Source organism: Streptomyces sp. NPDC030995, assembly GCF_055571215.1.
This window is the reverse complement of sequence record NZ_JBVIFS010000040.1, coordinates 18,970-32,816: the sequence shown is the minus strand read 5'-3', so window position 1 is coordinate 32,816 and position 13,847 is coordinate 18,970. Positions and strand designations below refer to the sequence as shown.

The window sequence follows — 13,847 nt, the reverse complement described above, 5'->3', positions numbered from 1 at the left end:
CGCCCGTCACATCGCGCGCTCGCGGCCCTCCCAGTACGGGTCGCGCAGCCGGCGCTTGTACAGCTTGCCGTTCGGGTCGCGCGGCATCGTCTCGATGAAGTCGACCGTCTTGGGGCGCTTGTAGCCGGCGAGCTGCCGCTCGCAGTGGTGCAGGATCTCCGCGGCCAGCGCGTCGCCCGCGACGAAGCCCTCGGCCGGTTCGATGACGGCCTTGACCTCCTCGCCCCAGTCGGCGTGCGGGATGCCGAAGGCGGCGGCGTCCGCGACCGCCGGATGGGTGAGCAGGGCCGACTCGATCTCGGCGGGGTAGATGTTGACCCCGCCCGAGATGATCATGTCGATCTTGCGGTCGCGGAGGAAGAGGTACCCGTCCTCGTCCATCAGTCCGAGGTCGCCGACCGTGAAGAAGTCGCCGATGCGGTTCTTCTTCGTCTTGGCCTCGTCCTTGTGGTAGCTGAAGCCGCCGGTCTTCATCTTCATGTACACGGTGCCCAGTTCGCCCGCGGGCAGTCGGTTGCCGTCGTCGTCGAAGACGGCGAGTTCACTGATCGGCCAGGCCTTGCCGACGGTTCCCGGCTTCTTCAGCCAGTCCTCGGCGGTCGCGAAGGCGCCGCCGCCCTCGCTCGCCGCGTAGTACTCCTCCACGCAGCCGCCCCACCAGTCGATCATCGCCCGCTTGACGTGGTCGGGGCAGGGCGCGGCGCCGTGGATGGCGTGCCGCATCGAGGAGACGTCGTACGCGTCCTTCGTCTCCTGCGGGAGCGCGAGGAGCCGGTGGAACTGGGTGGGGACCATGTGGGTGTGCGTGCAGGCGTGCCGGTCGATCAGGCGCAGCATCTCCTGCGGCGTCCACTTGTCCATCAGGACCAGCGGGTGCCCGATGTGCAGGGCGGCGCCCGCGAACTGCAGGACGGCCGTGTGGTAGAGCGGCGAGCACACCAGGTGGACGTTGCCGTCGAAGGGCCGGATGCCGAAGATGCCGAGGAAGCCGCCGAGGTACGTCTCCTCCGGGAGCTTGCCGGGCAGCGGGCGGCGGATCCCGCGCGGGCGGCCGGTGGTTCCGGAGGTGTAGTTCATGACCCATCCGAGGGTGCGGTCCCCGGGGGCCGTGCCGGGCCGGCCGTCGAGGAGTTCGCCGTACGGCCGGAAGCCCGGGACCGCTCCGACGGCGTAGCGGTGGCTCGCGGGCAGGGCCGCTTCGTCGGCCGCGGCGGTGGCGGCGTCGGCGAAGCGCTCGTGGGCGATGAGGACCTTGGCGCCGGAGTCGGAGACGATCCAGGCGATCTCGGGACCGACGAGGTGGTGGTTGACGGGGACGAGGTAGAAGCCGGCCTGGGAGGCGGCGAGGTAGGCGGTGAGGAACTCGACGCCGTTGGGGAGGACGACGGCGAAGACGTCGCCCTTCTCCATTCCGGCCGCGCGCAGGCCGTGGACGAGGCGGTTGACGTCGGCGTGCAGCCGGGCGGCGCTCCATTCCTCACCCTCGGGGGTGACGAGGACGGTCCGCTCGGGGTCGGCGGCGGCCTGGGCCCAGAAGCCGTTGGGGGGCTGGTTGTCGGTCATGGCGCTCACGCCTCCTCGCGGCCTCGGCCGGCGATCCTGTTGATGCGGTCGATGGCTCGCTCGAAGCCCCTCGTCAGGTCGTCGAAGACGGCCTGGACACTGCGCTCTTCGTTCATCCGGCCGACGATCTGGCCGACGGGGGTGCCGAGCAGCGACTGGACCTCGTACTTCTGGATCCGGGAGACGGCCTCGGCGACGAGCAGGCCCTGGAGCGGCATGGGGAGCGCGCCGGGGCCCTCCGGGTCGTCCCAGGCGTCGGTCCACTCGGTGCGCAGCTGGCGGGCGGGCTTGCCGGTGAGGGCGCGGGAGCGGACGGTGTCGCCGGAGCCCGCGGCGAGCAGCTTCTCGGTGAGGGCGCGGGAGTGCAGGTCGGCCTCGGTGGTGGTGAGCCAGAGGGAGCCGAGCCAGGCGCCCTGGGCGCCGAGGGCCAGTCCGGCGGCGATCTGCTCTCCGCTGCCGATGCCGCCGGCGGCGAGGACCGGCAGCGGGGCGACAGCTTCGACGATCTCGGGGACCAGGACCATGGTGGCGATGTCGCCGGTGTGGCCGCCGGCCTCGTAGCCCTGGGCGACGACGATGTCGATGCCGGCTTCGGCGTGGCGCCGGGCGTGTTTGGCGCTGCCGGCGAGGGCGGCGACGAGGACGCCGTGGTCGTGGGCGCGCGCGATGACGTCGGCGGGCGGGGAACCGAGGGCGTTCGCCAGGAGTTTGATGGGGTAGTCGAAGGCGACGTCGAGCTGGCCCCGGGCGACCTGCTCCATCCAGCCGGTGATCCGCCAGCCGGAGGCCTCGCCCTCGGCGAGCTCGGGCACGTGGTGCTTGGCGAGCGTGTCGCGGACGAAGGCACGGTGTCCGGCCGGGATCATCGCCTCGATGTCGGCTTCGCTGATGCCGTCGACGGCCTTCTTGGCGGGCATGACGACGTCGAGGCCGTAGGGCTTGCCGTCGGTGCGCGCCTGCATCCAGTCGAGGTCGCGTTTGAGGTCGTCGGGGGCGGTGTAGCGGACCGCGCCCAGCACGCCGAATCCGCCCGCGCGGGTGATGGCAGCGGCGACCGCCGGGAAGGGCGTGAAGCCGAAGATGGCGTGCTCGACTCCCAGTTTCTTGCTCAGCTCCGTCTCCATGGGCCGCAGGATGCCGCAGCCCGGCATCCGAGGGAAGAGATTTTCTGATGCAGTGTCAGATTCTTTACGGGCTGGTCGATGCGGAGGCTGGCCGCCGGGCGGGCACATACCCAGTAGCGTGCGCCAGATCCAGCCTCGCCGGCGTTTGAGGCGTGGGGGTCCGGGGGCAGCGCCCCCGGCAACGGCGCCGCAGGCTGACTCGGACAGGAGACAGGAGGGCCGGACATGGCAGCAGGCACGGGGGTCGAGGCGCAGGCAGATGAAGGAGCGGCGGCGGCCGCCGACGGACACGGGCTGAGCCGCCGCCGGCTCGGAGCGCGGCTGCTCGCGCTCGGCGGGGTGCTCGTCCTGCACGCCGCGCTGCCCGCCGCCGGCGCCGGGGCGGCGGGCCACAATCCGGCCGAGCGGCGCGCGCTCCAGGGGCTGCGCCTGCGGTACGGGTCCGCACGCCAGGCCGGGTTGCTGGAGAAGCACCTGGAGGGGGTGGCGGAGGAGGCCCGGCGGTTCCTGGGCCCCTCCCCCGAGCACCCTTACTACGCCGGGGCGGTGGTCCTCGCCGGGCGGGGCCGCACCATCGCCCTGCACCGCGCCATGGGCGACGCCGTCCGGTACGCGGACTACGACGGGCGCACCGACCGGGTCCGGGAGTTCCCGGCGGCCGAGCGGATCGCGATGGCCGAGGACACCGTCTTCGACCTGGCCTCGCTGACCAAGCTGTTCACCTCCATCCTGGCCGTGCAGCAGATGGAGCGGGGGCGCCTGGAGCTGGAGGCCGCGGTGGCCCGGTACCTGCCGGACTTCACCGGGGGCGGGAAGGAACTGATCACGGTCCGTCAGCTGCTCACGCACACCTCGGGGCTGCGCTCGTGGGCGCCCTTCTACCAGGAATCCACACGCGAGGGTCAGCTGAGGCTGCTGTGGTCCGTGCGGCCCCAGGAGACTCCCGGGACCGTCTACCGGTACTCCGACCTGAACCTCATCGCGCTCCAGCTGCTCTTGGAACGGATCACCGGTCGCACTCTGGACGTCCTGCTCCACGACGAGATCACCGCTCCGCTCGGGATGCACCGCACTCGTTACAACCCACCGCTCTCCTGGCGCCGGGTCACCGCCGCCACCGAGGTGCAGCGCCCGCCCTGGTCCGGCCTGGACCGCGGGCTGGTGTGGGGCGAGGTCCACGACGAGAACGCGTACGCGCTCGGCGGGGTGGCGGGCCACGCCGGCGTCTTCGGTACCGCCTGGGACCTGGCCGTCCTCGCCCGCGCCCTGCTGGACGGCGGGGTGTACGCGGGCCGCCGCATCCTGCGCCCCGCCTCCGTCGAGCTGCTCTTCACGGACTACAACACGGCCTTCCCCGGCGATGACCACGGCCTCGGCTTCGAGCTCTACCAGCACTGGTACATGGGCGCCATGGCCACCCCGCACTCCGCCGGCCACACCGGTTTCACCGGCACCTCCCTCGTCCTCGACCCCTCCACCGACTCCTTCCTCGTCCTCCTGGGCAACTCCGTCCACCCCGTGCGCACCTGGCGGGCCGGCAGCGCGCCGCGGGTCGCCGTCGGCAACCGCTTCGCCCGCGCCGTCCCGGTCCGTACGAAGCACGGCGGCGCGGCCTGGTTCTCCGGAATCCAGCCGGGCGCCTCGGGCAGCCTCACCCTGCCGCCGCTCACCCCGGCCACGGCCGCCGCCCGCCTGCGCTGCGCCGTGTGGTGGGACACCGTGCCCGGCGAGGGCGCCCTGCACCTGGAGGCCTCGCCTGACGGGGAGCACTGGGAGCCGCTGCCCTTCAGCACCGTACGGTCCACCGGCGGCGGCGCCGAGGAGTGGCCGCGGGGCTCCACGGGCGGCTGGTCGGGCCGCATCTGGCACCGCCTCGAAGCCCCCCTCACGGCGGCCTGGGCGAGCCGCGAGGTACGGCTGCGCTTCCGTCACACCGCGACCGGCCGCTACGTCGGGCGGGGCATCTACGTGGACGTGGTCCGCGTGGCGGAACCGGCCCGCCTCCTCTTCGCGGAGGACCGCCCCGCCGATGCCGCCCGCATCGAAGCCATCGGCTGGACCCGGTCCTCGGACTAGGAGGTGTCTTTCCGGATCGGGCCGGGCCCGCGGCCACGTGGTGCCCTGCGCCCTTGTCAGTGGTCGACCGTGACCACGATCTTGCCGAACTGGGTGTTGGATTCCATGTGCCGGTGGGCCTGCACGATCTCTTCCAGCGGCAGGAGTCGGTCCACCACCGGGCGCAGGAACCCGGTGCGCAGGCCCGAGGTGACGAACGCCGTGGCGCGGCGCATCCGCTGGGGATCCCTGGTGATCTCCAGCATGGTGTAGGTGCGCATGTTCAGTGCGGGCATGCCCAGTTCGAACCCGGGATAGGGCGTCGGCTGCCCGCTCTGCGCGCCCCACAGGAACACCGTCCCGTCGGCGGCCACGGCGCGGGCCAGGTCTAGCACACCCGGTCCGGCGACGGCGTCGAAGACGAACTCGACGCCCCGGCCGCCGGTCAACGCCAACAGGCGTCCCGGCACGTCCTCCTCGTCCGAGACGATCACCTCGGCCGCCCCCGCCTCCAGCAGCCGCTGCCGCTTGCCTCGGGTCCGGGTCACGGCCACCGGCGTGGCGCCGACCCGGTTGGCGGTCTGGATCGCGGCCAGGCCGACGCTGCTGGAGGCCGCGGTCACCACCGCCACGTCGCCCGCCCGCATCCCTCCCACCTCGACCATCGCGCCGTAGGCCGTGAGGTAGGGCATCCACACCGCCGAGCCGGTCACCGCGTCCACACCGTCCGGACGTGGCAGGAGCGCGCTCGCCGGCACGATCGCCCGCTCGGCGTACACGCCGTAGTCGTTGTGCGAGAAGCTCGGTACGACGCTGATCGCCTGACCCGCGTCGAACCCGGCCACCCCGGGGCCGACCGCCTCGATCACACCGGCAGCCTCGTTGCCGAGCCCGGAGGGCAGGTGCTTGACCTGCTCGATGTACCGCCCGCTCCTGAACAGCGCCTCCGCCCTGTTGAGCCCGATCGCGTCCACCCGGATCCGCACCTCGCCCGGTCCCGGCTCGCCGGTCTCCAGGTCCTCCAGGCGTAACACCTCGGGCCCGCCGATCTCGTGGAACCGCACAGTCCTTGCCATGGCACCGTCCTTCGCTCGCAGAAACGCCGCTCACCCTGCCACGGAAGTACGATCGCGGTCAAAGTTTGATGGAGGTCGTACCATGGGGGCATGGAACGCACGCCGCCCCACCCGGATGTTTCGGAGTTCGACCTCCAGCAGGTACTGGAGGCCCTCGTCGACCCGGTACGCCGGAGCATCGTCACGCAGCTCGACGCCACAGGGCAGGACATCGCCTGCGGCGCCTTCGACCTCTCCGTCAGCAAGTCCACCGCCACCCACCACTTCAAGGTGCTGCGCGAGGCGGGCCTGATCCGACAGCACTACGCCGGGACCTCGCGCATGAACACCCTGCGCCGGGCCGAGATGGACGAGGCGTTCCCCGGACTGCTGGACGCCCTCACCGCACGCCGGCACGAAGGGCGTTGACGCGTTCCGGCGACGCCTCAGTGGCGGACCAGGCAGAAGGGATGACCCGCCGGGTCCGCGTAGATGCGCCAGCTGCGGCCGTCCGCTCCCTCGTCGAGCAGGGTCGCGCCGGCCGCCAGCACCTGTTCCTGCGCGCGGTCCAGGTCCGGGACCCCGAAGTCCAGGTGGAACTGCTGCGGCCGGGCCGGGTCCGGCCAGTGCGGGGGCTGGTAATCCGCCGCGCGCTGGAAGGCGAGGACCATGCCTGACGGGGTGTGCAGCGTCGCCCAGGCCTCGCCGACGGACCAGCGCCGGTCGGGCCGGTTGACGGTTCCGCCCAGCAGGGACGCGTAGAACTCGGCGAGCGGGCGCGGCGCGGGGCAGTCCAGGACCACGCACTGCAATTCAGCGATCATGACCGGATCCTAGATCGGGTGCGAGGGCCGCGTCGATCATCCGGCGTACGACGGAGGTCAGTTCGGCGAGGTCAGGGGCCGGACGGGAGTGGGCGAAGGCTCCGGCCAGCCGGTCGTAGAGGAGTCCGTCCGTCCAGGCGACCAGCAGTTCGGCGGCCTCCTGGGGCCGCTCGGCCCCGAGCGCGGCGAGGATCTCCGCGGCCCGGATCCGCGCCCCCTGCCCCGCCCGGTGGAGCTGCGGCTCCAACTCCGGGTTGCGGGCGGCCTCCAGGCTGAGTTCGTAGCGGGCCAGCTGGCGCTCGCGCCCCACCGTCAGCCAGCGGTGCAGCAGTGCGGCCAGCGCGGCCGCGGCCGCCTCCCGGTCCGCCGTCCCCAGCGCGGGCCGGCCGTCGCCGGCGTCCCCGCCGAGGTCGTCGAGATCCCGCTCCGCCAGCCGCTGGTAGCAGGCGCCGATCAGGGCCGTTCTCGTACGGAAGTAGTACGAGGTGCTGCCCGCCGGCAGCCGCGCCGCGCCGTCGACCGCACGGTGGGTCAGGCCCCGGAGCCCGGCGGCGGCCACGAGGTCGATCGCGGTGTCGGCGATCAGGGTTCTGCGGTCGGTTCCGCGGTCAGGGGTGGACATGGCTCCACTCTACAGCTGTAGAGTGGAGCCATGTCCTCTACGGATGTAGAGGGTCGTGTCGGCAGGGAGGGCGTGTCATGTCTCAACGTCATGCGGTCGTGGCGGGTGCGGGGATCGGCGGACTCACGGCGGCCGTGGCCCTGCACCGCCGCGGCTGGCGGGTCACCGTGTGCGAGCGGGCGCCCGGGCCGACCGCCGCCGGCGCCGGCATCGTCCTCGCCCCCAACGGCCTGCGCGCCCTGGACGCCATCGGATTCGACATCGCCCACGCCGCGAGCCGCGCCGTCCCGGCCGCGATGGGCCTGCGCCGCGCGGACGGCCGCTGGCTCAACCGCGCCGACACCGCCGCGCTGGCCGCCCGTTACGGCCGTCCGCCGCTCGCCGTGCACCGCGCGGCCCTCGCCGAAGAGCTGGCCGCCGCGCTCCCCGAAGGCACGATCCGGTACGGCGCCGCGGTCACCTCCGTGGACGACGCCGAGGGCTCCCCGGTGGTCCGTACCCCGGCCGGCGACCTCGGCGGCGCCGATCTCGTGCTGGCCGCCGACGGCATCAACAGCCCGCTGCGCCGCCGGTACTTCCCGGACCACCCGGGCCTGCACTACAGCGGGGAGACCGCCTGGCGCACCGTCCTGCCCGCCGCCGCGGGCCGCGCCGAAGCGCAGGCCGCGGAGACCTGGGGCCGGGGCGAGCGCTTCGGCGTCGTCCCGCTCGCCGACGGCCGGATCTACGTCTACGCCACCGCCGTCGTCCCCGCGGGCCACCGCCCCGCCGACGTCCGCAGCGAACTCCTGCTCCGCTACGGCACCTGGCACGACCCGATCCCGGCCCTGCTGGAGCGGATCGACCCGGCGGCCGTGCTCCAGCACGACCTGTACGACCTGGCCGCCCCGCTCCCCCGCTTCCACCACGGGCGCCTCGCCTGGCTCGGCGACGCCGCCCACGCCATGACCCCGAACCTGGGCCAGGGCGGCTGCCAGGCCATCGAGGACGCCGCCGTCCTGGCCCGGCTGCTGGACGGGGCCGACGCCAAGGACGTTCCGGCCGCCCTCGCCGCCTACAGCACGGCCCGTCTCGGGCGCACCGAGGCCATCCGCGTACGGGCCCGCCGCGCGGGCCGGGTCGCCGCCCTCACCCACCCGCTCGCGGTGGCCGTCCGTGACCTCGCCGTCCGCGCCACCCCGGCCCGCGTCTCGCTCCGGGCGCTGGACGGCCTCTTCGACGGATTCGCCCTCCCGGGCGGAATGGACGGCGAGCCCGCGGGCGTTGGCACCCGTGGGTGAGGTTTGTAGACCGCTCAACACGAAGGCAGGCGGAGCCGTATGACGACCGACATCGACTGGGAGAATCCGACCGACCCCAAGGAGGGGAGCTGGCAGCTGGACCACGTCAAGCAGTACGTGGCCTCCAACGGCGCCCAGGGCCAGTTCTGGAACGGCACCCAGACCCTCCTGCTCACCACCGTGGGCCGGGTCTCCGGCCATCCCGTGCGCACCCCCCTCATCTACGGTGAGGACGACGGCCGTTACCTCCTCGTCGCCTCCAATGGCGGCGACCCGGCGCACCCGCTCTGGTACCGGAACCTGACCGAGCACCCCGAGGTCCGCATCCAGGTCGGCGCCGAAACCCTCCGGGGCACGGCCCGCACGGCGACCGCCGAGGAACGCGCCGCGCACTGGCCGCTGATGCTGCGGCACTGGCCCTCGTACGACGAGTACCAGGCCAAGACGGACCGCGAGATCCCGATCGTGGTCATCGAGCCCGTCGGGTAGGTCCCGGTCCGGCACGCACGTCGCGACTGCTGCCCGGCAGGCTCGTCGCGGCTGGCGCCCGGCAGGCCCGGTCCGGGCCCGCCGGGCGGCTCCTCCACCCTCAGCGGCACGTCCGTGCCGCGAGCTCCAGCTCGTCCGCCCACACGGCCGCATCCCGCGGACCGATGTGCGGCGTGGCCAACGACCGTACGCGGAAGCGGTTCCGCGGCGTCGCCTCGTCCGCCTCGCGGATCATCAGGTCCTGAAGCGCCGGCGGGACGGAGCGGTCCTCGGTGAACCGCAGGAACGTCCGCGGCACCCGCCCCCACGTGGCCGGCAGGCCCCGGGCGTCGGCCGCCGCGATCGCCGCGGACTCGTCCGGCTCCAGGATGTTGAGGACCGCTCGCACCTCGGCGTCAGGCCGGTCGGCGCCCAGCGCTTCCTTCGCCGCCGCGAGGAAGCCGGGATCGCCCGAGCGCCAGTTGACCCGGCTGACACCGAGCTCCGGCGCCGTCTTGACGGCGGGAATCCGGAACAGGGCGCTCGTGGACGCCTCCGGCGTCATCATCAGATCCCGCACCGAGGCGTGCCGCGTCGGGCAGAACGCGGAGGCGTACACCAGGTGGGCGATCAGTTCGGGAACCCGGTTGGCGACCGCGTTCAGCGTGGCCCCGCCCAGGCTCTGGCCGACGAGGATCACGGGGCCGTTGCGGTGCGCGGCGTGCACGACGCCGACGACGTGCTCCGCACAGTCCGCCAGTGTCACCTCGGAGATCGGCGACGGCTCGGTGCGCAGCCGCTCCAGGTCCTGCGGGGCCTGGTAGGAGACCGGGAAGTACGCGCCCGGACCGTGACCGGGCAGGTCCACCGCGATCACCCGGTGCCCGCGCACGCCCAGTTCGGCCACCACCGCGGACCATGCGTAGGAGTTGCTCCCGGAGCCGTGGACGAGGACGAAGGTGGGCGCGCCGCGCCTTCGTGCGTCCGCGTGCGCAGCGGAGGCTCCGGCCCCCACCGCGGCGGCCGCCCCCACCCCGGCCACGGCCGCCTTCAGGACCTTGCGCCGCGACTGCCCGCCGGCGCGCACGATGTCACTCATGTTGCTCCCGCCGCTCATGTTACTCATGAGTACGACTCTAGGAGCAGGTGCGCACACGACCGGCTGATTTCGGCCAATCCGCTCGGCCGAGCCTCCGGAGCCCGAACCGGCTGAGACGTGTCCTAGTGCCCCAGCACCGCCATCGCCGCGTTGTGGCCGGGGACCCCGCTGACGCCGCCGCCCCGGACCGCGCCCGCCCCGCACAGCAGTACGCCCCGGTGCGCGGTCTCCACGCCCCACCGGCCGCCGCCCGAGTCGGCGTAGGGCCAGGACAGGTCCCGGTGGAAGATGTGGCCGCCGGGCAGTCGCAGTTCGCGCTCCAGGTCCAGCGGGGTCTTCGCCTCGATGCACGGACGGCCGTCCGCGTCGAAGGCCAGGCAGTCGGTGAGCGGTTCGGCCAGGTGTGCGTCGAGCTGCGCGAGGGTGGCGGTCAGCAGTACCTCGCGGGCCTGCTGGTTGTCGTGTCCGAACAGCCGGGCCGGGGTGTGCAGGCCGAAGAGGGTGAGCGTCTGGTAGCCCTGTTCCACCAGTTCCGGCCCCAGGATCGTGGGGTCGGTCAGCGAGTGGCAGTAGATCTCCGAGGGCGGTACGGAGGGCAGTTCCCCGCTGGCCGCCTCCGCGTAAGCCCGGGCCAGCTCGGCGTACCCCTCGGCGATGTGGAAGGTGCCGCCGAAGGCCTCGTGCGGGTCCACGGCGGTGTCCCGCAGCCGGGGCAGCCGGCGCAGCAGCATGTTGACCTTGAGCTGGGCTCCCTCGGGGGCCTGCTCCGGCGGCGCCTCGCCGAGGAGTTCGGCCAGCGCCCGCGGCGAGGCGTTCACCAGTACCGTGCGGCCGACGACCCGCCCCTCCCCCGTCGCCGTACGGAACACCACCTCGGCCGGAGCGATCCCGTCCGTGTCGATCCGCAGCACCTCGTGCCCGGTGGCGATCTCCGCCCCGGCCGCCCGCGCGGCCGCCGCGAGGGCGTCGGTCAGCGCTCCCATGCCGCCGACCGGCACGTCCCAGTCCCCGGTCCCGCCGCCGATGACGTGGTAGAGGAAGCAGCGGTTCTGCGCGAGCGAGGGGTCGTGCGCGTCCGCGAAGGTGCCGATCAGCCCGTCCGTGAGGACCACTCCGCGAACCAGGTCGTCGTCGAAGTGCCGCTCCACCGCCTGCCCCAGCGGCTCCTCGAAGAGCATCCGCCACGCGGCCCCGTCGTCGATCCGGGCCCGCAGCTCGTCCCGGGTGGGCAACGGCTCGGTCAGGGTCGGGAACACCTTCCGGGCGACCTGCCCGGTGGTTCCGTAGAAGGCGCGCCAGCTCTCGTACTCCCGCTCCGAACCGGTCAGCCGCGCGAAGGACTCCCGGGTGCGCTGCTCGCCGCCGCCGACCAGCAGTCCGCCGGGGCGCCCGTCGCGCTCGACGGGCGTGTACGAGGAGACCGTGCGCCTGCGGACCGCGAACCGCAGGTCCAGATCCCGCACGATCTTCGACGGGAGCAGGGACACGAGGTAGGAGTAGCGCGAGAGACGGGCGTCGACGCCCACGAAGGGGCGGCTGGAGATCGCCGCCCCGCCGGTGTTCCCGAGCCGTTCCAGGACCAGGACCGATCGGCCCGCCCGGGCCAGGTACGCGGCGGCCACCAGGCCGTTGTGCCCGCCACCCACGATCACGTCGTCGTACACGTCCCGCCCGAAGGTCGTCATGGCTCTTGGTAGCACACCTGGCCGAGCCGCTCCAGACAGTACGCCTCGTCGGCGTGGGCCAGGGCCGTGTCGGGATGCCCGTCGCCCAGGGACCGCTCGCGGATGCCGGAGAGGTCCCGGTAGATGGGCAGCGCCTCCTCCCAGCGGCCCAGCCGGCCGAGCCCGACGGCGAGTTCGCGGCGGCTGACCAGGGTGTCCGCATGCTCCGCGCCGAGCACCTCGGCCCGTACGGCGCCCACCTGCCGGGCCTCGGCCACGGCCTCCTCCCAGCGCTCCAGACGGCCCAGGTTGACGCCGAGGACGTGCCGGGCACGCAGGGTCTCCGGATCGGCGGCCCCGTAGGCGCGCGTGCGGTCGCGGACCAGGGCCCGGAACAGGTCGAGCGCCTGGGAGCTGCGCCCGGTGCGGCCGAGCGCGATGCCGACCTCGTAGCGCGCGGCCAGGGTGTCGGGGTGGTCGCGGCCGAGCACCCGTTCCCGTACGGCGGCGACCTCGTGGAAGGCGACCAGGGCCTCCTCCCAGCGCTCCAGGCGGCCGAGCGCGTACGCCGCCTCGTACCGGGTCAGCAGCGTGTCCGCGTGCTCGGCGCCCAGGACGGCCGCCCGCTCGGCGGCGACCTCGGCGGCGGTGGCGTGGGCGTCCGCGAACCGGCCGAGCGCGCCCAGGGCGCAGGCCAGGTTGTGACGGCAGCGCAGGGTGTCCGGGTGGCGCGGCCCCATGGTCCGCTCGCGGGCCACGAGCACCGCGCGGTAGACGTCGTGCGCCTCCTGGTGGCGTCCGAGCCGGCCCATCTCGTACGCCGCCTCCTGGCGGGCCGCGAGGGTGTCGGCGTGGTCCGGGCCGAGGACCCGGGCGCGCCCCTCGGCCACGGCGGTGTACACGGCGAGCGCGTCCTCGGGCCGGCCCGCGCGGCTGAGGGCGTACGCGCGCGCGTGGTCGGCGGCCAGCGCCTCGGGGCCGCCGGGGACGCACGGGCCCGGAGGGCGCGGGAGGCCGTACGCGGCGGTGAGCCGCGGGTCCTCGGCGGGTTCGGGGCGGACGATCGGGGGGACCACGGCGTGCTCGCCGCTGGAACGCGCGGCCGTCCACGAGCCGGTGAGCACGGCCCATTCACCGCTCGCCGGGCGGGCGTCGATCCCGGCCTTGCGCCCGGCGGTCATACCGCGGGCCCATGCCGGGAGCGGTGCCTGGGCGCCGGGCAGCCCGCCCGGTCCCAGCCGTGCCTCGACGAGCCGGTGGTGCACGTGGCGGGCGTCGCCGGGGCGGTCCTCGGGGCGCTTGGCGAGCAGGTCGAGGACCACCTCCTCGAAGTACCCGGGCAGTTCGGGGCGGTGCTCGCGCGGGGGCACGGGGGCGGTGTCGCGGTGGCCCACCAGCACCGACCAGGAGTCGCCGAGGTCGAAGGGCGGGGCGCCGGTGGCGATCTCGTACAGGACGCAGCCGAGGGAGTACAGGTCGCTGCGGTGGTCGACCTCGCCGCCCGCGATCTGCTCGGGCGACATGTAGTGCGGGGTGCCCATGGCCATGCCGCCGCCGGTGAGTTTGGCGGTGAAGCCGATGTCGTGGGCGAGCCGGGCGATGCCGAAGTCACAGATCTTCACGGTGCCGTCGGTGAGCCGCATGATGTTGGCCGGCTTCAGGTCGCGGTGGACGACGCCCTGGTCGTGGGTGTAGCCGAGGGCGGCGGCCATCTGCTCCGCGATGTCGACGACCACGTCCACGGGGAGCGGGCGGGCGTCGTTGTCCTCCAGCAGCTGGCTGAGGTTGCGGCCTTCGAGGAGCTCCATCACCAGGTAGAGGCAGCCGCCCGCGGCACTGTCGTCACCGAAGTCGTGGACGACAGTGACCCCGCGGTGCTGGAGGGACGCGGCCACGCGCGCCTCGCGCCGGAACCGCTCGCGCAGCACCTGGGTGAAGTGGGCGTCCTGCTCGGCCCCGATCGGCTTGAGGCACTTCACGGCGACCTGCCGGCCCAGCGATTCGTCACGGGCGCGCCACACCTCGCCCATGCCGCCGCGCCCGATCAGATCGAGCGACCGGTACCGGCCCTGGATCAGTCTGGACTCCGCCAT

General features: G+C 73.6%; 12 protein-coding genes. 4 read left to right on the top strand and 8 right to left on the bottom strand.

Annotated features, from left to right (window positions below):
* Window positions 1-6 precede the first annotated feature (6 nt).
* Window positions 7-1,563 carry an acyl-CoA synthetase gene (locus tag ACZ45T_RS34745; RefSeq protein WP_468448142.1) on the bottom strand — a complete coding sequence of 519 codons (1,557 nt, stop codon included), beginning with the start codon at window positions 1,561-1,563 and terminating at the stop codon, window positions 7-9.
* Between the two features lie 5 nt (window positions 1,564-1,568).
* Window positions 1,569-2,687: an NAD(P)H-dependent flavin oxidoreductase gene (locus ACZ45T_RS34740; protein WP_468448124.1), complete on the bottom strand. Its 1,119-nt coding sequence runs from the start codon at window positions 2,685-2,687 to the stop codon at window positions 1,569-1,571.
* A gap of 225 nt (window positions 2,688-2,912) precedes the next feature.
* Here ACZ45T_RS34740 and ACZ45T_RS34735 point away from each other — a divergent pair, with 225 nt between their 5' ends.
* Entirely contained in the window at window positions 2,913-4,763 is a 1,851-nt protein-coding gene (locus ACZ45T_RS34735; protein ID WP_468448123.1) for a serine hydrolase domain-containing protein, read from the top strand.
* Between the two features lie 56 nt (window positions 4,764-4,819).
* Here the strand turns inward: ACZ45T_RS34735 and ACZ45T_RS34730 are convergent, their stop codons facing one another.
* Window positions 4,820-5,818, bottom strand: a complete 999-nt coding sequence (locus ACZ45T_RS34730) for a zinc-dependent alcohol dehydrogenase family protein (protein ID WP_468448122.1) — start codon at window positions 5,816-5,818, stop codon at window positions 4,820-4,822.
* 90 nt (window positions 5,819-5,908) lie between these two features.
* On the opposite strand from ACZ45T_RS34730, the gene ACZ45T_RS34725 reads away from it, so the two are divergent.
* Window positions 5,909-6,226 carry an ArsR/SmtB family transcription factor gene (locus ACZ45T_RS34725; RefSeq protein WP_468448121.1) on the top strand — a complete coding sequence of 106 codons (318 nt, stop codon included), beginning with the start codon at window positions 5,909-5,911 and terminating at the stop codon, window positions 6,224-6,226.
* 17 nt (window positions 6,227-6,243) lie between these two features.
* On the opposite strand, the gene ACZ45T_RS34720 is transcribed toward ACZ45T_RS34725, so the two are convergent.
* Both ACZ45T_RS34720 and ACZ45T_RS34715 read right to left on the bottom strand, forming a co-directional pair.
* On the bottom strand, window positions 6,244-6,621 hold the full coding sequence (locus ACZ45T_RS34720) for a VOC family protein (RefSeq protein ID WP_468448120.1): 378 nt from the start codon (window positions 6,619-6,621) through the stop codon (window positions 6,244-6,246).
* Window positions 6,611-7,243, bottom strand: coding sequence for a TetR/AcrR family transcriptional regulator (locus ACZ45T_RS34715; protein ID WP_468448119.1), 633 nt, complete (start codon window positions 7,241-7,243; stop codon window positions 6,611-6,613). Before ACZ45T_RS34715 ends, ACZ45T_RS34720 begins: the two co-directional genes overlap by 11 nt.
* Before the next feature lie 77 nt (window positions 7,244-7,320).
* On the opposite strand from ACZ45T_RS34715, the gene ACZ45T_RS34710 reads away from it, so the two are divergent.
* Entirely contained in the window at window positions 7,321-8,523 is a 1,203-nt protein-coding gene (locus ACZ45T_RS34710; RefSeq protein ID WP_468448118.1) for an FAD-dependent monooxygenase, read from the top strand.
* A gap of 39 nt (window positions 8,524-8,562) precedes the next feature.
* Window positions 8,563-9,012: a nitroreductase family deazaflavin-dependent oxidoreductase gene (locus ACZ45T_RS34705; protein WP_468448117.1), complete on the top strand. Its 450-nt coding sequence runs from the start codon at window positions 8,563-8,565 to the stop codon at window positions 9,010-9,012.
* A 100-nt stretch (window positions 9,013-9,112) separates the two neighbouring features.
* On the opposite strand, the gene ACZ45T_RS34700 is transcribed toward ACZ45T_RS34705, so the two are convergent.
* From ACZ45T_RS34700 to ACZ45T_RS34690, 3 genes are all read right to left on the bottom strand, one after another.
* On the bottom strand, window positions 9,113-10,117 hold the full coding sequence (locus ACZ45T_RS34700) for an alpha/beta fold hydrolase (protein ID WP_468448116.1): 1,005 nt from the start codon (window positions 10,115-10,117) through the stop codon (window positions 9,113-9,115).
* 95 nt (window positions 10,118-10,212) lie between these two features.
* Window positions 10,213-11,775, bottom strand: coding sequence for a phytoene desaturase family protein (locus ACZ45T_RS34695; protein WP_468448115.1), 1,563 nt, complete (start codon window positions 11,773-11,775; stop codon window positions 10,213-10,215).
* A complete protein-coding gene (locus ACZ45T_RS34690; protein ID WP_468448114.1) occupies window positions 11,772-13,847 on the bottom strand; it encodes a serine/threonine-protein kinase in 2,076 nt (691 codons plus the stop codon). The genes ACZ45T_RS34695 and ACZ45T_RS34690 overlap by 4 nt, the downstream gene beginning before the upstream one ends.

What these genes read in the sequence shown, in the direction of transcription:
- ACZ45T_RS34735 (WP_468448123.1), top strand. Translation starts at nt 2,913, where the DNA reads ATGGCAGCAGGCACGGGGGTCGAGGCGCAGGCAGATGAAGGAGCGGCG.
- ACZ45T_RS34695 (WP_468448115.1), bottom strand. Translation starts at nt 11,775, where the DNA reads ATGACGACCTTCGGGCGGGACGTGTACGACGACGTGATCGTGGGTGGC.
- ACZ45T_RS34705 (WP_468448117.1), top strand. Translation starts at nt 8,563, where the DNA reads ATGACGACCGACATCGACTGGGAGAATCCGACCGACCCCAAGGAGGGG.
- ACZ45T_RS34690 (WP_468448114.1), bottom strand. Translation starts at nt 13,847, where the DNA reads ATGGCGGAGTCCAGACTGATCCAGGGCCGGTACCGGTCGCTCGATCTG.
- ACZ45T_RS34720 (WP_468448120.1), bottom strand. Translation starts at nt 6,621, where the DNA reads ATGATCGCTGAATTGCAGTGCGTGGTCCTGGACTGCCCCGCGCCGCGC.
- ACZ45T_RS34700 (WP_468448116.1), bottom strand. Translation starts at nt 10,117, where the DNA reads ATGAGTAACATGAGCGGCGGGAGCAACATGAGTGACATCGTGCGCGCC.
- ACZ45T_RS34745 (WP_468448142.1), bottom strand. Translation starts at nt 1,563, where the DNA reads ATGACCGACAACCAGCCCCCCAACGGCTTCTGGGCCCAGGCCGCCGCC.
- ACZ45T_RS34730 (WP_468448122.1), bottom strand. Translation starts at nt 5,818, where the DNA reads ATGGCAAGGACTGTGCGGTTCCACGAGATCGGCGGGCCCGAGGTGTTA.
- ACZ45T_RS34715 (WP_468448119.1), bottom strand. Translation starts at nt 7,243, where the DNA reads ATGTCCACCCCTGACCGCGGAACCGACCGCAGAACCCTGATCGCCGAC.
- ACZ45T_RS34710 (WP_468448118.1), top strand. Translation starts at nt 7,321, where the DNA reads ATGTCTCAACGTCATGCGGTCGTGGCGGGTGCGGGGATCGGCGGACTC.
- ACZ45T_RS34725 (WP_468448121.1), top strand. Translation starts at nt 5,909, where the DNA reads ATGGAACGCACGCCGCCCCACCCGGATGTTTCGGAGTTCGACCTCCAG.
- ACZ45T_RS34740 (WP_468448124.1), bottom strand. Translation starts at nt 2,687, where the DNA reads ATGGAGACGGAGCTGAGCAAGAAACTGGGAGTCGAGCACGCCATCTTC.